Genomic DNA, 22,698 nt, shown 5'->3' with positions numbered 1-22,698 from the left:
TATTGTACCAAATTATTGGAAATGAATACAATTGAATTTAGTGATGAACTATTGTTATAATGGTAAAAGAGAAGAAAATGTTGATTATTGTATGAAGTTTGTTATAGGACTAAAGCCATTGTTTGATTTTATAAATTAAATTTTGTTTTTTTAAGAAGGAAATTAGAGTTAAGTGTCGAAAGACTAATTAGTTAGGCGGGAGTTGATATAATTGATCGAATTACGAAATGTAACTAAGACGTATTTAAAAGGGGTACAAGCTTTAACAAATATAAACTTAAAAATAGAAAAGGAAGATTTTATATTCCTTGTTGGTCCAAGTGGTGCGGGAAAATCGACTTTTATTAAACTGCTTTTAAAGGAAGAGGATCCTACAGAAGGAAACATCATTATTAATGGTCAAGATGTAACTAAAATAACAAGACGTAAAATTCCATATCATAGACGTAGTATCGGAGTTGTATTCCAAGATTTTAGATTACTTCCAAATAAAACTGTTTATGAAAATGTCGCTTTTGCTATGCAAATTATAGAGGCTTCATCTAAGGAAATTAGAAGACAGGTACCGATGGTATTAGGAATGGTTGGATTAAGTGACAAGGCTTCATCTTATCCACATCAGTTATCTGGTGGAGAAAGACAGAGGGTTTCAATTGCTAGAGCTATTGTAAATAATCCTTCCATATTAATTGCAGATGAGCCCACAGGAAACTTAGACCCAGAAACAGCTTGGGAGATTATGAAGGTACTAAAACAAATAAATAGACGTGGTACAACTGTAGTTATGGCAACCCATGCAAGAGATATTGTAGATGTAATGCAACAACGTGTAATTGCCTTAGAAAAGGGCAGAGTTGTTCGTGACCAGCAAAGGGGGGCATACGACTATGAAGGGTAGAACTGTTAAATATATGTTTCGTCAAAGTTTTACAGGTCTTTGGCGTAATAGAGGAATGACTGTAGCATCTATCGGATCTGTGGCTGCATCATTAATAATATTAGGACTAGTCATTACTTTAGTATTAAATATTAGTAATGCTGCATATTTAGCTCAGATGCAATTCGATGAAATACAAGTGTACTTACAAGAAGATTTATCTGTTGAAGAGATAGATAGTGTAGGCAAACAAATAGAAAAAATACAAGGAATAGCAGAAAGTACTTATGAGTCCAAAGAAATGGCTCTAGAAAAGTTTAAAGAAAGTTGGGGAGAACAGGGGTATTTATTAGAAAGCTTAGAATCAAATCCTCTACCCAATTCTTATATAATCCAAGTTGAAAACCTTGAAACAGCAGATAATATTGTAAAAGAGTTAAAACCATTAGAAGGAATAGATGAAATTAAATATTATAAGGAAATAGTAGACCAACTACTAAATGTAGCAAAGTTTATTAGAACAGTTGGATTAGCTATTATTTTAATTTTAATTTTAGTTGCCGTATTTATTATTTCAAATACAATAAAACTTACATTAAATGCTAGAAGACAGGAAATTGGAATAATGAAGTATGTTGGAGCAACTAACTGGTTTATCAGATGGCCATTCCTTATTGAAGGAATGCTATTAGGTTTTATTGGAGCAGCTTTATCCATAGTAGTTGTTTATTTTGGATACCAATATGCCTTTGATGTTATTACTAGGTATTTTTATGTAATGTTTAGTACTTATATGATATCAGTTCGCGATATGATGGACAAAATAATGCTTATGTTTGGAGTATTGGGTACTGGGGTAGGTGCTTTAGGAAGTATATTTTCACTAAGAAGACATTTAAAAGTTTAAGTAAAGTATAATGGGGGGACTATACAAATATGAAGAAAAAACATGGACTTGCTTTGGTGATTCTGTTTTCAATGACAACTACATCGCTATTCTCATTTGCAAATAATGCAACACAATATAAGAATGAATTAAAGCAAAATGAATCAAAACAGAAAAGTATTACTAATGAACTAAACAAAACGGTGAAAAAAGAAGGCGAAGTTGTAACCAAAATACAGTCACTAGAAGAAGAAATCAATAAATCTGAAGCAGAAATAGAATCGTTATATGGTAAAATATCAACAACTGAAGGCGAAATTAATACAACAGTAAATAAGCTTACAGCAGCGGAAGAAAAGATAGATGATAAACAAGATGTAATGGGTTCAAGATTGAATGTTATGTATAAAAATGGAACCATAGGTTATGCTGAGGTACTGTTAAGCTCTAAAAGTATAACTGAGCTTCTGACAAATCTTGATATGGTAAAGAAGATAGTTAATCATGATGTTGAACTGCTAAAGGATATGAAAGAGCAAAGAGATATTATAGAAGAACAAAAGATTAGTTTAGAAAATCAAAAGCGTCAATTAGTTAATTTAAAATCTAGTGTAGAGCAAAAAAAGAAAACACTTGTAGTTTCTAGAGGAGAGCAGGAGCGTCTTAGAGCTGATTTGGCTAAGGATAAGGTTGCTTTAGAAAAAGTGTTAGATCAAACAAAAAAAGACGCAGATGAAATTACTAATAAAATTAGAAGTCTTCAATCGAATGGAGCTTATGTTGGAGGACAATTACAGTGGCCTGTTCCAGGATATTCAACAGTATCTTCTCCTTTTGGAAATAGAATTCATCCTATTTTAAAAACTAAAAAATTTCACTCTGGTATTGATATACCAGCGCCATCAGGTAGGGATGTAGTTGCAGCTGGGGATGGTAAGGTAGTAAGCTCTGGTAACTTAGGTTCCTATGGAAAGGCTGTAATTATTGACCATGGTGGTGGAATTATGACTTTATATGCCCACAATTCAAAACTACTGGTTCAAAATGGACAAGCTGTAAAAAAAGGTCAAAAGATTGCTCTTATAGGAAGTACAGGGTTATCTACAGGACCACATTTGCATTTTGAAGTGCGTAAAGATGGACAGTATACAGATCCTATTCCATATGTAAGAGGAAAATAAATAATAATAAGAATATCAAAGAAAGATTTATTTCTTTGATATTTTTTCCTTTATAGGTAACTATACCTTTGAAATTTGTTATAAGTTAAGGTATAATGTTGTATAATATACCATAAAATAAAAAGACAACAGTGGATTAATTCAAAGGGGAGAAGAAAATATGATCAGTAAACGAAAAGCTATAATTGGAGCCCTATTAATTTTTATTTTAACCACTATTTTAAACTTTACAGTGGGAAGTTTTATAACATCACCATTAGGATTTGGATATGCAGTTCCAAAGGGTGAGTATAAACAATATGAGAAGTTTTTAGCGCTTAAGGATTATTTACAAAAAAACTATTATAAAGAGCTAGACGAGGAAAAACTAATTGAAGGTGCTATAAAAGGAATGTTCGATAGTATAGGTGATCCATATACACAATATATGGACCATAAAGAATTTAGCGATTCAATGGCTAGAATTAAGGGAACCTATGGTGGTATAGGAGTAATTGTGACTCCAGGGGATGATGGTTATGTAACTGTAGTATCTCCAATAGAAGATACACCAGGAGAAAAAGCAGGTCTTATTACAGGAGATAAGATAGTAGCTGTTAATGGAGAAGCTATATCTGGAGATAAGCTTGACTATGCAGTAGAACTTATGAAAGGTAAGGCTGGAACTGAAGTAACACTTACGATTTTAAGGGATGGTAAAGATAAAACTTTTGATGTAAATATTAAAAGAGAAGAGATTCGTTTAAAAACAGTGCGTTCTGAAGTGATTGAGAATGATATTGGATATATTAGAATAACTATGTTTGATGAACAAACTGCACAAGATTTTAAAACTCATTTAGATGGACTAAAAAAGCAAAATGTTAAAGGGATCGTACTTGATTTAAGAAATAATCCAGGAGGATCATTGGATCAATGTGTAGAAATTGCTGATATTATATTAGGAGAACAAGTAATTGTATATACAGAAGATCGTAATGGTAATAGAGAGGTAAAAAAATCTGATAAAAAACAATTAGAATTACCGCTTACAGTTTTAGTAAACAAAGGAAGTGCTAGTGCTTCTGAGATTCTATCAGGAGCAATTAAGGATGGTAATAAGGGTAAGATTATAGGTACTACTACCTTTGGTAAAGGATTGGTACAGCAGGTTAAACCTCTTTCTGATGGAAGTGGATTTAAATTTACTATTTCTGAATATTTTACTCCAAATGGAACTAATATTCATGGTATCGGAGTAGAGCCAGATATTGTAGTTGAATTACCAGATGAAGATGAAACTGAAACTACAGTAGAGTTCCAAGAGGACACTCAATTAAAGAAAGCTATAGAAGTGCTTAGATCTGAAATTAAAAAATAAATAAAGAATAAAAAATCCTCAAAACTTTGGGGATTTTTTTATTCTTCCATATTGTCGTCATCCTGCTGTATAAATTCAATGTCAAGCTGTTCGTTTATAGGCGTAAGATTAAAAAATAAGTAGTAATCTCTATAAGAGAATCTACATGTATGGCAAGTAAATAATGTATAATTGTCCAGATTTTCTATAGTGACTTTATTGGAACCACATCTAGGACATAGAGGTATATGATGATATTTTAAGAAAAATATATATAAAAATAGTGTAACTACCATAAAAATTAAAATTTTAGTCATAGTGTACCTCCCTATTTAATTGGAGAGTTTAAAAAGTATATACTTTGGTATATTATATGAGGGAGTTATTTAAAATGACCGTATATTTTAAGTTTAATTGTATAACAGAGAAATAATGTTGACATAGTTGTGGGGGAATAATATAATTGATATATCGAACAAATGTTTGTTAGGTATAAGTAAAATATTGCCAATATTGCTAATACAGTGAAGATATTATGTTAACTTCTTATGATATAATAGTGATAATGAAAAATAGTGAGGAGATATATGTATGGAAGGGTTTCAAATTGTATCTGATTATCGTCCTACTGGAGATCAGCCTAAGGCTATAGAATCCTTATCTAATGGGATTATAGCAGGATCTAAACATCAAGTATTATTAGGGGTTACAGGATCAGGGAAAACCTTCACTATGGCAAATGTAATAGAGAAGGTTCAAAAACCAACCCTAGTAATTGCACACAATAAGACTTTGGCTGCTCAGCTTTGTAGTGAGTTTAAGGAATTTTTTCCAAACAATGCAGTAGAATATTTTGTGAGCTACTATGATTATTATCAACCAGAGGCCTATGTAGTTAACAGTGATACCTATATAGAAAAGGATGCCTCTATTAATGACGAAATTGACAAATTGAGACATTCAGCTACTTCTGCCCTATTAGAAAGACGAGATGTTATTATAGTCGCCAGTGTATCATGTATTTATGGTTTAGGAGATCCAGAAGAATATAAGAAATTAGTAGTTTCTCTTAGGACAGGTATGGAAAAAAGTAGAGAAGAAGTTCTAAGACAACTAGTAGATATACAATATGAAAGAAACGATATTAACTTCGTTCGTGGAACTTTTAGAGTAAGGGGAGATGTTGTAGAAATTTTTCCTGCTTCATCTTCAGAGAATGCCCTTCGTGTTGAATTTTTTGGAGATGAAATAGATCGAATTATTGAAGTAAATGCTTTGACTGGAGAAATAATTGGAGTAAGGCAGCATGCCTCTATTTTTCCTGCTTCCCACTATGCTACTGGGGCAGATAAGGTAGAGATAGCTATAAAAGCAATTGAAAAAGAGCTAGAAGAAAGAGTTAAGGAGTTCAAAGCCGATGAGAAGCTTATAGAGGCTCAAAGAATACAACAACGTACTATGTATGATATTGAAATGCTTAGGGAAGTAGGTTTTTGTCAAGGAATAGAAAACTATTCACGACACTTAACGGGTAGGCCTCCAGGAAGTAGGCCGTATACTCTCATGGATTATTTTCCAGATGACTACTTAATTATTATAGATGAATCCCATGTTACGACTCCCCAAGTTAGGGCAATGTATGGAGGAGACCGTTCAAGAAAGGATTCTTTAGTTAACTATGGATTTAGACTACCATCAGCCTATGATAATAGACCTCTTAATTTTGAAGAATTTGAAGGTCTAGTAAACCAAATTTTATATGTAAGTGCTACTCCAGGACCTTATGAAATGGAGAAAAATGAAAATGTTATAGAGCAGGTAATAAGACCTACAGGATTGTTGGACCCAATAATAGAAGTGCGTCCTATTAAAGGACAAATTGATGATCTGGTTGGAGAGATAAAGAAGAGAATTAAAAAGAAACAAAGAGTGTTAATTACTACATTGACGAAGAAAATGTCCGAGGATTTAACTGATTATTTAAAGGAAATCGACATTAAAGTAAAATATTTACATTCAGATGTGAAGACTATAGAGAGAATGGAGATAATTAGAGATCTTCGCTTAGGAGAATTTGATGTATTAGTAGGAATTAACTTGTTAAGGGAAGGTCTAGATATACCTGAGGTATCTTTAGTAGCTATACTGGATGCGGATAAGGAAGGGTTTTTACGCTCTGAAACATCCTTAATCCAAACTATAGGTAGAGCTGCTAGAAATGTAGAAGGTAGAGTTATTATGTATGCAGATAGAATAACTAGATCTATGAAAACAGCCATTGATGAGACGGAAAGAAGAAGAAAAATACAACAAGAGTATAATGAAGAACATAATATTGAGCCTAAGTCTATACAAAAAAGAGTTAGAGATGTTATTGAAGCAACTAAAGTTGCTGAGGAAGAGGTTAAATATGGTAAAGCATCAACAAATAAGGCTCTATCACCGAAAGAGTTAGAAAAACTAATTAAAGATCTTGAAGTTGAGATGATGCAGGCAGCTACAGATCTACAGTTTGAAAGAGCTACTGAACTAAGAGATAAAATTCAAATTTTAAAAGAACAGCAAGTATAGGAAGAAGGTATACAAATGGCAAGAGATAAAATTATTATAAGAGGAGCAAAGGAACATAATTTAAAAAATATTAATGTTGAAATACCTAGAGATAAATTTGTAGTTATAACAGGTCTTTCTGGTTCTGGAAAATCATCTTTGGCCTTTGATACAATCTATGCTGAAGGACAAAGAAGATATATGGAAAGTTTATCATCCTATGCAAGACAATTTTTAGGTCAAATGGAAAAGCCAGATGTGGAATATATAGAGGGACTTTCTCCGGCTATTTCAATAGATCAAAAAACTACTAATAAAAATCCCCGTTCTACTGTTGGAACAGTTACAGAAATATATGATTATTTAAGACTATTGTTTGCTAGAATAGGTACACCTCACTGTCCTGTATGTAATGTTGAAATTAGCCAGATGACAGTAGAACAAATAGTGGATAAGATTATGGAATTAGAGCCTGGTACAAAACTTCAGTTCTTAGCTCCTATTATTAGGGGAAAAAAAGGAGAGCATCAAAAAGTATTAGAGGAAATTAAAAAGGAAGGTTTTGTTAGGGTTCGTGTTGATGGGGAAGTAAAGGACATATACGAAGATATTAAGCTTACTAAAACAAAGAAGCACAATATTGAAGTAGTAGTAGATAGAATTGTTGTTAAAGAAGGGATAGAATCTAGGCTTGGAGATTCTATAGAAACTGTATTAAAGCTTAGTGAAGGATTAGTAGTTGTAGATATAATAGGTGGAGAGGAAATGTTATTTTCTACAAAATTTGCATGTCCAGACCATGGAATAGGAGTAGAAGAGCTGTCTCCAAGAATGTTTTCATTTAATAGTCCTTTTGGAGCATGTCCAGAATGTAATGGAATTGGATATATGAAAAAGGTAGATCCGGAGCTAATTATTCCAAATAAAAGCTTAAGTATTAGACAAGGTGCTATAGTACCTTGGAGTGGATCAAGTAGCTCTGGCGATAATACCTATTATTTTAAAATGCTAGAAAGTATAGTTACTCAGTATGGTTATGACGTAGATACGCCAATAAGCGATTTTCCTAATGATCTTATAGAAGAAATACTTTATGGTACAGGTAAGAAAAAAGTAGAGTTTAGATACGAATCTAAATTTGGTGGAATTAGAGATTATTCTTCTGTATTTGAAGGGGTTATTCCTAATTTAACAAGACGATATAATGAAACTAATTCTGATTATATAAGGGATAAAATTGATGAATCTATGGCTCAAATTAAGTGTGGTACCTGTAAAGGAGCCAGACTTAAGGATGTAATTTTAGGAGTTACAGTGGGAAAAAAAAATATTTCTGAAGTAACAGACCTTTCTGTAAAGGATGCAAAAATATTTTTTGATGAACTAGAATTGGATGAAAGAAAAAACTTTATTTCCAGACAAATATTAAAGGAAATTAAATCTAGATTGGACTTTCTAGTAGATGTAGGTTTAGATTATTTGACATTATCTAGAAATGCAGGAACCTTATCAGGTGGAGAATCCCAGAGAATCCGTCTAGCTACTCAAATTGGCTCAAGTTTAGTTGGAGTATTATATATTTTAGACGAGCCAAGTATAGGACTACATCAAAGGGATAATGAAAAGTTATTAGGGGCATTAAGACATTTAACTGATGTAGGAAATACAGTAATTGTAGTAGAGCATGATGAGGATACTATGTTTATAGCAGACCATATTATTGATATAGGTCCTGGAGCAGGTATTCATGGCGGCAATGTAATAGCACAGGGAACTGTAGAAGAAATTATGGCGTCGGAGGATTCCATTACAGGACAATATTTAAGTGGAAGAAAGTTAATACCAGTTCCTAAGGAAAGACGAAAACCTAATGGGAAATGGATAAAGATATTAGGCGCAAAGGAAAATAATTTAAAAAACATTAATGTAGATATACCTTTAGCTGTATTAACTTGTGTTACTGGAGTTTCAGGTTCTGGCAAAAGTACTTTAATTAACGAAATACTATATAAACGTGTTGCACAGGATTTAAATCGTGCAAAAGCAAAGCCAGGTGCACATAAGGATATAAAGGGGATAGAGCACATTGATAAGGTGATAGAAATAGATCAAAGTCCTATAGGAAGAACACCTCGATCTAATCCAGCTACTTACACTGGAGTCTTTGATGATATTCGTGATATATTTGCACAAACTACCCAGGCGAAGATGAGAGGCTATCAAAAGGGAAGATTTAGCTTTAATGTAAAAGGTGGCAGATGTGAAGCTTGTAGTGGTGACGGTATTATAAAAATTGAGATGCACTTCCTTCCAGATGTGTATGTACCTTGTGAGGTATGTAAAGGAAAGCGATATAATAGAGAAACATTAGAAGCAAAATATAAAGGTAAAACAATTGCAGATGTTTTAGAAATGAATGTGGAAGAAGCACTTTTATTCTTTGAAAACATACCTAAGATACAAAGAAAAATGCAGACTCTATATGATGTAGGATTAGGATATATTAAATTAGGACAACCTTCTACCCAATTATCAGGTGGAGAGGCGCAGAGAATTAAATTAGCATCTGAATTAAGTAAAAGAAGTACAGGAAAAACACTATATATTTTAGATGAACCTACTACAGGTCTTCATATTGCTGATATTGATAGATTAATAGAAGTATTGCAGAAGCTCGTAGATGGAGGAAATGCCGTTTTAGTTATAGAGCATAATTTAGATGTTATTAAGACAGCAGATTATGTCATAGATCTTGGTCCAGAAGGTGGAAGTGGTGGAGGACAAATTATTGCTAAAGGAACTCCAGAAGAGATTATAGATGTTAAGTCCTCCTATACAGGTAGGTTTTTAAAACCATTTCTTAGGACAAACGTAATGCGTTAGACCTATTTAGTGATTTGGAGGAGGTATTCCCATTAAAAATAACGAATATGATATCTTATAATTATATTCGTTAGGAGATGAGAGGGAATGTCAGATAACTTTATACAGGTAGGCAAGACAATTAAAATGGAGATCGATTTAATTCCTGTTTTGTCTTTCAAAGGGACAATCGAAAAATTAGAGAGGGACACCTTCGTAGTTAAAATCAACGGACAGTATGCACAAAAGGAACCTCAAATTGTGAAATGTACTATCTCAAATAGTACTAAAACACGAGTCTGCCTATTCGAAACTATAATAAGGAATGGAAATAGTAATATGTTACTTTTAGATACTCCTAATAAAGAGAGTATTAAAGTTACTCAAAGAAGAGAGTATATAAGAGTTCCGATGGATAAAGAGGTTAATTGTTATTTAATAGAAATTAATGATAGAAGAATAGAAAGTGATAAGATACTTCCTGCTATAGTAAAGGATATTAGTGGTGGAGGTGTACTTTTAAATAGCACATTATCCTTGCCCCTTGGGACAATATTGGTGTTTGAAATGGAGTTAGAGGATGTTAAATTCTTACTAACTAGTAAGGTCTTAAGAAATCTAGAAAGTGATGAGGATGGAACTAGAAATCTAGGATGTCAATTTATTGGAATTGATAATGGACACCGTCAAAAGATTATAGCTTACTGCAATAAGCAACAGTTGATTTTAAAAAGAAGAAGTGAAGTAATTGCATAGACTTAAAGCCTATACCAAATGATTTGGTATAGGCTTTTTATAAATTCTATTCAGTTTAAAATGTAAACAACTATCCATAAATTATTTGGAAAGTGGTAAAATATAAGATATAGATATTGATTGCGATAACAGGAGGATTAAAATGTTTGACATAAAAGAAAAGCTTAAAACGCTACCAGATAAGCCAGGTGTATATATGATGAGGAATGAGAAACAGGAAATCATATATGTAGGAAAGGCTATATCTCTTAAAAATAGAGTAAGACAGTACTTTCAATCTTCTAAGAATCATCCTCCAAAGGTTAGGGCTATGGTATCCCATATTAATACATTTGAATATATTGTTACGGATACGGAGCTGGAGGCGCTAATATTAGAGTGTAACTTGATAAAGGAAAATAGGCCCAAATATAATATCCTATTGAGAGACGATAAGACCTACCCTTATATAAAAGTAACTATAAATGAAGAATATCCTAGGGTAATTAAAACTAGAAAAGTTATCAAGGACAAAGCTAAGTACTTTGGTCCCTATACAAATATTGGCGCTTTAAACGAAACATTAGAGGTTATACACAACCTGTACCCTATTAGAACTTGTAGCAAAAATATTGAAAAAATGATTGAAAATAAAGAGAGGCCTTGTTTGAACTATCATATAAAAAAATGTATAGGACCATGTACGGGGTTGGTTAATAAGGAAGAGTACATGCATATAGTGCAAGAAATTATTATGTTTTTAGATGGTAAAGAGGATGAACTTATTCGTAAAACAGAGGAGAAAATGAAGGAAGCTGCCAGCGCAATGGACTTTGAAAAGGCAGCTAAATATAGAGATCAAGTAATAGCACTTAATAGTATTGTAGAAAAACAAAAAATAGTTTCTACTAATGAACAAGATCAAGATGTTATTGCAATGGCTCAAGGAGATAAGGACAGTTGGATTCAAGTGTTCTTTATACGTAAAGGTAAGCTTGTTAAGAGGGAACATTTTATATTGAAAAATACAGAGCAGGATAGCAAACAAGAGATTATTTCCTCGTTTTTAAAACAGTTTTACAGTGGAACAACATTTATACCTAAGGAAATATTAATAGAAGAGCATGTGAAAGACTTGGGAGTATTAGAAGAGTGGTTAACTAATAAAAGAGGAAATAAGGTTAATCTTAAAGTTCCACAAAAGGGTGAAAAAAAAGAGCTCTTAGACATGGTTAAGAAAAATGCATTTATGACCATGGAACAGGCAACAACAATAAATCAGTTGGAGAAGGAGAGAACTGAAGATACATTACAGGAGCTTGGGGACCTATTGTGTCTTGATGAAGCACCATATCGTATAGAATCCTATGATATTTCAAATATACAGGGTGTAGAATCTGTTGGTTCTATGGTTGTATTTGAGGGCGGAAAATCTAAAAATAAGGATTATAGGAGGTTTAAAATTAAAACAGTTAAAGGACCTAATGATTATGCTAGCTTAGAAGAAATAATTACTAGACGTTTTAAAAGAGGATTAGAGGAAACACAGGATATTATTAGTCAATCTATAGAAATGACCGAAGGAAAGTTTGCCATATTTCCAGATTTAATAATGGTGGACGGTGGCTTTGGTCAAGTTACTAGTGTAAAAAAGGCTTTAGATTCTTTAAAACTGAGCATTCCTGTATGTGGTATGATAAAAGATGAAAGGCATCGTACTAAGGGATTAGTTTATGAAGGCAAGGAAGTGTATATTGAAAAAACTTCTAATCTTTTTAGATTAATAACTAAAATCCAAGATGAAGTTCATCGATTTGCTATTACTTATCATAGAAGTCTAAGAAAGAAAAATACATTGAGCTCTATACTGGAAGAAATACCGGGGATAGGTGAAACTAGAAGAAAATCATTGATGGCGCATTTTGAATCTATAGATAAAATAAGAGATGCAACAATTGAGGAATTGTTAGAAGCAAAGGGTATGAATAGACAAGTAGCAGAAAACATAGTACAGTTTTTTAAAAAATAACATAGATGATTTGATATCATTGATAAAAGGATGTCAATATATTTGTTAATTATTTCTAAGCGTTCGGTATAATAATTAATAAAAGCTATAAAACATAATAAAGCAACAGGTCTACCCCATTGTTTAGCATACTATATGACAATGGGGTGTTTTGATACATATAATAAATGGCAATGTTTTAACGATGCCATATAATCATGTTGTTTTATAAACTCCTTTAAGATATAATTTAAATATGCATTTTTGGAATATGCAGAAAATTCTGTAGTGGGAGAATATTGCTGATATAACATGTAATTTAATAATTAGCAAATTAAGCAGATTAATATAATATTTAAAGGAGGCCAATATGGATAAAGGTTATTTAAGTAATGAAAACTTCGTAAGGCTTGATGATGTAATAGAAGAGCATAAAGAAAAAAGAGGTGCCTTAATGCCTGTACTTCACGAAGCACAAAAAATATTTGGATGTTTATCTTTAGAAGTACAGCAAAAAATATCCGAAAAAATGTCTGTTCCTTTAAGTGAAATTTATGGGGTAGTTACATTTTACTCTCAATTTACTTTAGAACCAAAGGGAAAATATACTATCGGTGTATGTTTAGGAACAGCCTGTTATGTTAGGGGATCTCAAGCTATTGTAGACAAGGTAACAGAATTAACTGGGGTAGAAGTAGGTAAAACATCACCAGATGGTAAGTTTTCTTTAGAAGCTACAAGATGTATTGGAGCTTGCGGGTTAGCGCCAGTATTAACTGTAAACGAAGAAGTATATGGAAGACTGACAGTTGAAGATATACCAGGAATTTTAGCAAAGTATTAATAAGGGGGAATTATGTTGATATCTATTCAAGAATTAGAAAAGATTAGACAGGAGTATTTAACCAAAGTTAATATTCGTATGATTAAAGAAGGAAAAGGTAGTGTTGGGGAAGTAGCCCCTTTTAATACAGGAGATGGAGCAAAAAAACATGTATTAATATGCGCAGGAACAGGATGTACATCGTCAAAGTCTGTAAAAATTTTAGAAAAATTTCAAGAAGAAATAAATAAACACAATCTTAAAGATGAAGTAAAAATAGTTAAGACAGGATGCTTTGGATTTTGTGAAGCGGGACCAATAGTAGTAGTTTATCCTGAAGGAACTTTCTATAGCCATATAAAGATAGACGAAGTAGAAAAAATTACAGAAGAGCATCTTTTAAATGGAAGGATTGTCAAGGACTTATTGTTTAAAGATTCTATTAAGGAAGACGAAATTATACCTATTAGTGAAGTAGATTTTTATAAAAAGCAAAAACGTATGGCACTTAGAAATTGCGGACTAATAAATCCTGAAGATATAAATGAATATATTGCTTTTGATGGATACAAAGCTTTAGCAAACATGTTAACAGAAATGAAGCCTGAAGATGTTATTAATGAAGTTAAAGAATCTGGGCTAAGAGGTAGAGGAGGAGGAGGTTTCTCTACTGGATTGAAATGGGAGTTTACTGCTAAAGCTGAAGGAAATGAAAAATATGTTGTTTGTAATGCAGATGAAGGAGATCCAGGAGCATTTATGGATCGTTCTGTATTAGAAGGAGACCCACACGCATTAATAGAGGCTATGGCAATAGCAGGCTATGCAGTAGGAGCAGAGTCAGGATATGTATATGTTCGTGCAGAATATCCTATAGCAGTTAAGAGATTAGAAATTGCAATAGAAGATGCAAAAGAACATGGATTATTAGGTGAAGATATTTTGGGAACTGGTTTTAATTTTAATATGGAAATAAGACTAGGGGCAGGGGCTTTCGTATGTGGAGAAGAAACAGCTCTATTAAATTCAATAGAAGGTAAAAGGGGAATGCCAAGACCAAGACCTCCATTCCCAGCCCAAAAAGGATTATGGGGTAAGCCTACACTTATAAACAATGTAGAGACATTTGCTAATATTCCACAAATTATTTTAAAGGGCGCAGAATGGTTTAGATCTATTGGAACAGAAAAATCTAAAGGAACTAAGGTTTTCGCTTTAGGAGGTAAAATAAATAATACTGGATTATTAGAAATACCTATGGGAACTACTTTAAGAGAAATTATATACGAAGTTGGTGGGGGAATCCCAAATGGTAAAGAATTTAAAGCCGTACAAACTGGAGGGCCTTCTGGTGGATGTATTCCTGCAACATATTTAGACACTCCTATTGACTATGATAATCTAATTGCACTAGGCTCCATGATGGGATCTGGTGGAATGATTGTTATGGATGAAGATAACTGCATGGTTGATATTGCTAGGTTTTTCTTAGATTTTACTGTTGACGAGTCATGTGGAAAATGCACACCTTGCCGTGAAGGTACAAAAAGAATGTTAGAAATTCTTGAGAGAATAACTAAAGGTAAGGGAGAAGAAGGAGATATAGAAAAACTAGAAAGTTTAGCCGAATCAATAAAAATTTCTTCTCTTTGTGGATTAGGCCAAACAGCTCCAAATCCTGTGCTTTCTACATTGAAATATTTCAGAGAAGAATATGAAGCACATATTAACGAAAAAAGATGTCCAGCAGGATTATGTCAGGAATTACTAGAGTTTCATATTACGGAAAAGTGTATTGGATGTACTAAATGTGCTAGAAATTGTCCGGTATCATGTATAAAAGGAAAGGTTAAAGAAAAGCACATAATAGATACTAGGGATTGTATCAAGTGTGGTACTTGTATAGATGTATGTCCTGTAGGTGCAGTAATAAAAAAATAGATATATAATAATTTGAAATCTCAAAAAATAAGCAGTACAAGGGGGCGAAATTATGATTAAATTTATCATGAATGGAAAAGAAATTGAAGTAAAAGAAGGTACATCTATATTAGAGGCTGCAAGAGAAAATAGAATTGATATTCCTACTTTATGCTACGATAAAGAACTTACATCCTTTGGAGGATGTAGATTATGTGTGGTGGAAGTAGAAGGTGCCAAAAATTTAGTGGCATCTTGTTCAGCAGAAGTAGGAGAAGGAATGGTAGTATATACAGAATCTGAAAAGGTAGTTAAGGTACGTAGAGATATTTTAGATCTATTACTATCAAACCATCCAAAGGATTGCTTGACTTGTGAAAAAACTGGAGAATGCAAACTTCAAGAGTATTGTTATAAGTATGGGGTAAAAGAAGGCTCGTATATTGGAGAAACAAAAAAATTCTTAATAGATAGTCTAAATCCTGTCATGGAAAGGGACCAAAGTAAGTGTATTTTATGTGGAAAATGTGTAAGAGTATGTAGTGAGATACAGGTTACTTCAACAGTTGGTTTTATAAATAGAGGTTTTAACTCTACGATTACAACGGCCTTTGACGATCCGATTGATTATAAAAACTGCAGATTGTGTGGTCAGTGTATAACTGCCTGTCCTACAGGTGCTCTTATAAATAAGCAGTTGAAGGGAATAAGACCATGGGAAGTAGAGAAGGTTCGTACTACTTGTCCATTCTGTGGAGTAGGATGTAATTTCGATCTGAATGTTAAAGATGGAAAGGTAGTAGGAGTGACACCTAACCCAGATGCCCCTGTAAATGGAAAATCTATTTGTGTAAAGGGAAGATATCATACAGACCTTATAAATAGTCCAGATAGGGTTACTAAACCATTAATTAAAAAAGATGGAGAATTTGTTGAGTCAAGTTGGGACGATGCAATGGAGTTGGTAATTAGGAATCTTAAAGATATAAAGGAGAAACATGGTGGAGATTCTATAGCAGGTTTTAGTTCAGCCCGATGTACTAATGAAGACAACTTTGTATTTCAGAAGATGATGAGAGTAGCTTTAGGCACGAATAATGTAGATCATTGTGCTAGAACATGACATGCTCCTACAGTTGCAGGTCTTGCAACTACATTAGGAAGTGGAGCTATGACAAATGCTATTTCAGAAATAGAAGATAACGAGGTTCTATTTATTATAGGATCAAATGCCACAGAAGCCCATCCTATAATAGGTAATAAAATGAAAAGAGCTGCTAAAAAGGGGAATAAGCTCATAGTAATAGATCCGCGGCGTACTGAGCTAGCAGAAATTGCTACAATATGGTTACCTCTAAACTCGGGTACAGATGCTGCCTTAATAAATGGGTTAATGCATATTATTGTAAAAGAAGGATGGGAAGATAAGGAATTCATCGAAACACGCTGTACAGGATTTGAAAATGTTTTAAATATAATCAAAGAATATACTCCTGAAGTAGTAACTAGAATTACTGGAATACCTGAAGATATGTTATATGAAGCTGCTAAGTTGTATACAAGTACAAAGAAAGCAGGTATATACTATACATTAGGAATAACTGAACATACAACTGGTACTGCAAATGTTATGAATCTTGCAAATCTTGCTATGTTAACAGGCCATCTAGGTTTAGAAAATGCAGGAATAAATCCACTTAGAGGTCAAAATAATGTTCAAGGTGCTTGTGATATGGGTGCTTTGCCAAATACATTCCCAGGATATCAAAGTGTAACGGAGGAAAAAAACATAAAATTATTTGAAGAGATTTGGGGCGTAAAGTTAAATCCTAATAGTGGTCTTAGAATTCCAGAAATGCTAGAAGAGGCTATTACGGGAAATGTTAAGGCTATGTATATTATGGGAGAAGATCCTGTGCTTACAGATCCAGATGCAAACCATGTTAAAAAGTCATTAGAAAGTTTAGATTTTCTCGTGGTTCAAGATATATTTATATCAGAAACTGCTAAATTTGCTGATGTAATACTTCCAGCCACATGTTATGCTGAAAAAGATGGTACATTTACAAATACAGAAAGAAGAGTTCAAAGGGTTAGAAAAGCTGTTGAATCTCCAGGAGATACTAGGTTAGATTGGGAGATTTTATGTGGCGTAGCAAAGAAATTAGGGGCAAAGGGATTCGACTATAGAAATGCAGAGGAAATATTTGACGAAATAAGATTAGTTACTCCTAGTTATCGAGGTATAACCTATGAGAGGATAGATAAAGTAGGTATACAATGGCCATGTCCAACAGAAGAGCACTCAGGTACGCCATATTTGCATAAAGGAGCATTTTCAAGAGGTAAGGGATTAATGATCCCAGTTGAATATGAAGAACCAGCAGAACTTGTATGTGAAGAATATCCAATACTTCTTTCAACAGGGAGAATGCTATACCACTATAATATTATGAGTAGACACTCTAAGAATCTAGACACTATAAGGCCTTATGAGCTTGCAGAGATGAATCCTGTAGATGCAGAGAAGCTAGGTGTAAAGGAAGAAGATTTTGTAAGGGTTACTTCGAGAAGGGGGTCTATATTAACTAAAGTCACTATAACTAACAAGGTTAAACCAGGTATGATGTTTATGACATTCCATTATAAGGAATCGCCAGTGAACGAGTTAACCAACTCAGCATATGATCCTATTACTAAGACTGCAGAGTATAAGATTTCAGCTGTAAAAGTAGAAAAGGTTTCTTAAAATATAAATAAACTAAAAGAATGGTAGGAGGGAGATCAGTCCCTCCTATTAATTTTAGGTACATATTCCTAATATAATCAAGTTATCTAAAAAAAGGAAAATAAGCTTCTATATAGAATCATAGTAATATAAAGTATTTATTACTTAGTAAACTATAAAGTAGATAAAATATCATCTGGAGAACGTCAAAAAATTTCTATTGCAAGGGCTATGATTACAAATCCTTAGATATTTCATTATCATTATATTGGTTAAATAACTTTAGAGCAATTGCACTCCTTTTATGTGAAAGGAGTATTTTTTATTACACATATAAAACCAAATTTCTCTAATTTTCTTATAGGTAAAGAGTTTTTCTTAAAAAACTACCATTAACATAATAAAATATGATAAAATATTAAATAGTAACAAAAAATAATTGTTAATAAAGTAACGACCTAGAAAATGGGGGATATATATGAAGGACTTATTCAGTAGAAGAATAAATTATATGAGAATTTCAATAACAGATCTATGTAATTTAAGATGTCAGTATTGTATGCCCGAAGAAGGAATATGTAAAAAAGATCACGATGATATGCTAAGCCTAGAGGAAATTGTGAAAATAGTAAAGGCTGGGGCTAAATTAGGTATTGATAAAGTAAGAATTACTGGAGGAGAACCTTTGGTAAGAAATGGAATAGTAGAGTTTGTACAGATGATATCAAATATAGAGGGAATTAAAGATATAGCTATAACAACTAATGGTATTTTACTACCTAAATATGGTGAAGATCTAAAAAATGCTGGTTTAAAAAGGGTTAACATTAGTATAGACTCATTAAAACCTGATAAATATAAGGAAATAACAAGGGGCGGAGACTTATCTAAGGTGCTAGATGGTATAAATGAGGCAATAAGGTTAGGACTAACTCCAGTTAAACTTAATGTTGTAGCTATAGGTGGATATAACGATGATGAAATAGGAGACTTTATTGAGCTTACTAAGGACAAGCCAATAGATGTACGTTTTATAGAATTAATGCCGATTGGTGAAGCTAGCGAATGGGGAAAAGATAGATTTATATCTAACGAAGATATTAAAAATAAATTTGTAGATTTAGTGCCTACTGAAACAGAGCCGTCCAGCCCTGCAAAATATTATAAACTTCCTGGAGGGAAAGGAAGGGTAGGATTTATTAATCCTATTAGCAATCATTTTTGTGGAGATTGTAATAGACTGCGTTTGACATCAGATGGCAAATTAAAGCCCTGTCTACACAGTAATAATGAAATTGATATTTTGGAAGTTGCTAGAAAGAACCCGGAAAAAATATATGATGTTTTAAAATCAGCTATTTTAAGTAAACCAGAGAAGCATGACCTTTACTCAGAAGATCATGAAGAAAGCAATAGAAGTATGTTTCAAATAGGAGGCTAGGAATATTAAATTCCTAGCTTTCTTTTCTTCTATAATCCCATAGAATAATGACTCTTATATTAGAATAAACTGTAATAGGGGGGATTCTTATGAGAAACAGAGGATACAAAGTTTTTAAACTTTTTTTATGCTTACTTTTAATATTTTTTATTGTAATAGGACCATATTATTTAGTAACCTATCGTCCACACGATGTGGATTATAATAAAGAAAATGATGAGCAGCAATGGACAGGGGTAATAAGTTTTTGGGATTATCCGAGATTAGATCAAAAAACTGGAACTAATTTTGGGTGGATATACGAGAAAATTAGAGCCTTTGAAAGAGCTAATCCTGGAGTATATATAAATTTTAGACCCCTAAATTGGGAAAAGGGGCCTATACAAGTAGATACTGCTGTAAAAATGGGTAACTTACCTGATATAGTTCCTATTGGTAGCGACTATAGCATTATTAGCAGGGATGTATTAGAGCCATTAGATCAGTATCTAACCGTAGATGAAATTAAGGATTTTAGAGAAAATGCCCTTAAATCTGTTAAATATGATAGTAAAATATATGGTGTACCTTGGATGATGACTACTTATACAATGGTATTAAATTTAGACTTGTTTAGTGAAAGAGGAGTTATGCCTCCTGAAAATGGCGACTGGACCTATGAGGAATTTGTTGATAAAATGCAGGCACTAACCTTTGATAGTAAGGGGAATAATAAGATAGATCATTACGGATTTAATAGCTTTATTCAGCCAGGTTATTATAACGTGTGGGGAATACTACTTAGTGACGGGGCGAAGGTTTTTAATCACAAAATGCAATATAGTTTTAATGATGATAAGGCATTAAGTGGAGTCCAAAAATTAATAGACTTAAAAACACAATATTCTATTGTACATCCTGATTTTGGGGTTAATAATTCTAATAAATCATGGACTAACTTTTATAAGGATAAAAACATTGCAGCTTATCCAGTAGGTACCTGGTCTTTAAATGTACTGGATGGATTGCAAAAAGAAGGAACAGGGTTTAACTATGCTATAGCTAAATTTCCAAGTGGAAAGCTTGGAAAATCTGTTACATTGAGTAATATGATAGGGTCATATGGTATGTCCAAACAAGAAGATAGGCAAAAAGCAGAAATAATAGTAAAGTTTTTAAAGTTTTTAGTAAAGGACGAGTATCAGCAAAACCTTACTAGGTTAGGTGTATTTCCAGCTAGAAAATCTATTGGAAATATATATGCAGATGATCCTAATATGACTATGATATATGAAGATTTAGAAAATGCTAATGTAATATTTGATCACCCATATTGGAAGGAAATAGATGAAATATTGCAAAGGGAGATACAACAAGGAGTAATCGGAAATAAAAGTGCGCAAGAGGTTTTGAGGGATGCAGAGGAAAAAGTTACTATATTATTGAATAGGCTTGGAAATTGACCTATAAGTGTAAAAAGTATATACTTAAAAAGAAGTATTTGGAAATAATAATAACTATAATTGACATATATACAATAGGAGTGAACTTAATGAATAAAATAGAAATATATGAAAAGCTAACACAATTAATCTCAAAAGAAGCAGTTTTACTTGATGAACCTATGAATAAACATACTTCCTTTAAAATAGGAGGACCAGCAGATGTTATGGTTATACCAGAGTCTGTAGAACAAGTTCAATGGGCTATTAAAGTTTGTAAGGAGAATAATATACCATATTTTATTATGGGAAATGGAAGTAACCTTATTGTAAGAGATAAAGGTATGCGATGCGTAGTTATTAAAATTGCAGATAAGTTTAAAGATGTAATTATCGAAGGAACAAAAGTAGTTGCACAGGCAGGAATTTTACTGTCAACACTGTCTAAAAAAATAATGGCAGAAAGTTTGAAGGGCTTTGAGTTTGCAAGTGGTATTCCAGGAACCTTAGGTGGAGCTATAACTATGAATGCTGGTGCCTATGGTGGAGAGATGAAGGATGTTATTAAGGGTGCTAAGGTGTTAGACCCAAATGGTGAGATAAAATATTTTTCTTTGGAAGAATTGGAGTTAGGATACCGTACTAGTGTGATTCAAACTAAAGGGTATATAGTTCTAGAAGTTGAAATGGAGCTTGAAAAAGGTGACTACGAAGAAATAGTAGCAATAACAAAGGATTTAACAGAAAGAAGAACTACAAAACAACCCCTACATTTGCCTAGTGCTGGAAGTGTTTTTAAAAGACCTACAGGATATTTTGCAGGCAAATTAATAGAAGATAGTGGGCTAAAGGGAGAAAGAGTAGGGGGCGCACAAGTGTCTGAATTGCATAGTGGTTTTATTGTTAATGTTGATAATGCTACGTCAGCAGATGTACTTGGATTAATTGCTTTAGTACAGAATAAGGTACGAGAAAATTTTGGAGTAGATTTACAAACAGAAGTTAGAATAATTGGAGAAGAGTAAGGGTTTTGCACATAAGAGGAGATGATAAAATGAGATTTGTAATAATCACAGGCTTATCTGGAGCTGGAAAAAGTCAGGCAGTTAAATATTTGGAAGACTTCGGCTTTTATTGTATAGATAATTTACCTCCTACTTTAATTCCTAAATTCGCAGAGTTATGCCATCAGTCTCAAGGTGCTCTTGATAAGGTGGCATTAGTTATAGATATTCGAGGTGGTATGTTTTTTGATGATCTTTTTACTAGTTTAGAAAGTTTGGAAGCATTAGGCTATAAATACGAGATTTTATTTTTAGATGCTAGTGATAATGCTTTAATTAAGAGGTTTAAAGAGACAAGAAGAAATCACCCCTTATCAGGAGATGGATCTATTTCAAAAGGCATTGCGCTAGAAAGAGAAAAGCTTAAGGAACTTAAGGCAAGGGCAAGTAATATTATAGATACTACAAATCTTAGACCAGCTCAGCTTAAAGATGAGTTAACGAATATTTATGTTGAAGGCAATGAGTCGAACAACTTAATTATCTCCATTGTATCCTTTGGGTTTAAACATGGGATACCATTAGATGCAGATTTGGTTTTCGATGTTAGGTTTTTGCCAAACCCATTTTATATTGAAGAGCTTAGAAATTTTACAGGTAATGATACAAAAGTTAGAGAATATGTTATGAATTCTCCTGTTAGTGTGGAGTTTTCCAATAAATTAAATGATATGATTAACTTTTTAATTCCACAATATATAAAAGAAGGTAAAAATCAATTAGTTATTGCTATTGGATGTACAGGAGGAATGCATAGATCAGTTACTATTGCCCATGTACTTCATAATTATCTAAAAGAAAAAGGATACAGAGTGCTTATGAATCACCGAGATTCAAGTTTATCTGTAGGAAGGAAAGGATAG

Annotated in this window: 16 protein-coding genes; 15 read left to right on the top strand and 1 reads right to left on the bottom strand. The window is 32.8% G+C overall.

Annotated features, from left to right (window positions below; genetic code table 11):
• Nucleotides 1-211 precede the first annotated feature (211 nt).
• From ftsE to HYG84_RS01600, 4 genes are all read left to right on the top strand, one after another.
• On the top strand, nt 212-898 hold the full coding sequence (gene ftsE / locus HYG84_RS01615) for a cell division ATP-binding protein FtsE (protein WP_212380172.1): 687 nt from the start codon (nt 212-214) through the stop codon (nt 896-898).
• A complete protein-coding gene (ftsX, locus tag HYG84_RS01610; RefSeq protein ID WP_212380170.1) occupies nt 888-1,784 on the top strand; it encodes a permease-like cell division protein FtsX in 897 nt (298 codons plus the stop codon). Before ftsE ends, ftsX begins: the two co-directional genes overlap by 11 nt.
• A 29-nt stretch (nt 1,785-1,813) precedes the next feature.
• Complete coding sequence (locus HYG84_RS01605; RefSeq protein WP_212380168.1) at nt 1,814-2,944, top strand: murein hydrolase activator EnvC family protein; 1,131 nt, start codon at nt 1,814-1,816, stop codon at nt 2,942-2,944.
• Nucleotides 2,945-3,104: 160 nt separating this feature from the next.
• Nucleotides 3,105-4,304 carry a S41 family peptidase gene (locus HYG84_RS01600; protein ID WP_212380166.1) on the top strand — a complete coding sequence of 400 codons (1,200 nt, stop codon included), beginning with the start codon at nt 3,105-3,107 and terminating at the stop codon, nt 4,302-4,304.
• Nucleotides 4,305-4,342: 38 nt separating this feature from the next.
• On the opposite strand, the gene HYG84_RS01595 is transcribed toward HYG84_RS01600, so the two are convergent.
• On the bottom strand, nt 4,343-4,600 hold the full coding sequence (locus HYG84_RS01595; protein WP_212380148.1) for a hypothetical protein: 258 nt from the start codon (nt 4,598-4,600) through the stop codon (nt 4,343-4,345).
• Nucleotides 4,601-4,874: 274 nt separating this feature from the next.
• On the opposite strand from HYG84_RS01595, the gene uvrB reads away from it, so the two are divergent.
• The 11 genes from uvrB to rapZ all read left to right on the top strand — a co-directional run bounded on the left by uvrB (nt 4,875) and on the right by rapZ (nt 22,698).
• A complete protein-coding gene (gene uvrB, locus HYG84_RS01590) occupies nt 4,875-6,854 on the top strand; it encodes an excinuclease ABC subunit UvrB (RefSeq protein ID WP_212380146.1) in 1,980 nt (659 codons plus the stop codon).
• A gap of 15 nt (nt 6,855-6,869) precedes the next feature.
• Nucleotides 6,870-9,716, top strand: coding sequence for an excinuclease ABC subunit UvrA (gene uvrA, locus HYG84_RS01585; RefSeq protein WP_212380144.1), 2,847 nt, complete (start codon nt 6,870-6,872; stop codon nt 9,714-9,716).
• Between the two features lie 87 nt (nt 9,717-9,803).
• Nucleotides 9,804-10,451 (top strand): flagellar brake protein, encoded by a 648-nt coding sequence (locus HYG84_RS01580; protein ID WP_212380135.1) that lies wholly within the window; start codon nt 9,804-9,806, stop codon nt 10,449-10,451.
• A gap of 142 nt (nt 10,452-10,593) precedes the next feature.
• Entirely contained in the window at nt 10,594-12,459 is a 1,866-nt protein-coding gene (uvrC, locus tag HYG84_RS01575; protein ID WP_212380124.1) for an excinuclease ABC subunit UvrC, read from the top strand.
• A gap of 349 nt (nt 12,460-12,808) precedes the next feature.
• A complete protein-coding gene (locus tag HYG84_RS01570) occupies nt 12,809-13,282 on the top strand; it encodes an NADH-quinone oxidoreductase subunit NuoE family protein (RefSeq protein WP_212380122.1) in 474 nt (157 codons plus the stop codon).
• 12 nt (nt 13,283-13,294) lie between these two features.
• A complete protein-coding gene (nuoF, locus tag HYG84_RS01565) occupies nt 13,295-15,202 on the top strand; it encodes an NADH-quinone oxidoreductase subunit NuoF (protein WP_334301087.1) in 1,908 nt (635 codons plus the stop codon).
• A gap of 52 nt (nt 15,203-15,254) precedes the next feature.
• The gene (gene fdhF / locus HYG84_RS01560; RefSeq protein ID WP_212380118.1) at nt 15,255-17,930 is read left to right on the top strand and encodes a formate dehydrogenase subunit alpha; all 2,676 of its coding nucleotides are present in this window, start codon (nt 15,255-15,257) and stop codon (nt 17,928-17,930) included.
• Nucleotides 17,931-18,387: 457 nt separating this feature from the next.
• Nucleotides 18,388-19,350: a GTP 3',8-cyclase MoaA gene (moaA, locus tag HYG84_RS01555; RefSeq protein WP_212380116.1), complete on the top strand. Its 963-nt coding sequence runs from the start codon at nt 18,388-18,390 to the stop codon at nt 19,348-19,350.
• An 89-nt stretch (nt 19,351-19,439) separates the two neighbouring features.
• Nucleotides 19,440-20,792, top strand: coding sequence for an extracellular solute-binding protein (locus tag HYG84_RS01550; RefSeq protein ID WP_212380114.1), 1,353 nt, complete (start codon nt 19,440-19,442; stop codon nt 20,790-20,792).
• Nucleotides 20,793-20,881: 89 nt separating this feature from the next.
• Nucleotides 20,882-21,796, top strand: coding sequence for a UDP-N-acetylmuramate dehydrogenase (murB, locus tag HYG84_RS01545; RefSeq protein WP_212380112.1), 915 nt, complete (start codon nt 20,882-20,884; stop codon nt 21,794-21,796).
• Nucleotides 21,797-21,825: 29 nt separating this feature from the next.
• Nucleotides 21,826-22,698, top strand: a complete 873-nt coding sequence (gene rapZ, locus HYG84_RS01540) for an RNase adapter RapZ (RefSeq protein ID WP_212380110.1) — start codon at nt 21,826-21,828, stop codon at nt 22,696-22,698.

The organism is Alkaliphilus sp. B6464, assembly GCF_018141165.1.
Classification (GTDB): domain Bacteria; phylum Bacillota; class Clostridia; order Peptostreptococcales; family Natronincolaceae; genus Alkaliphilus_B.
This window is presented reverse-complemented; position numbering and strand designations above follow the sequence as displayed.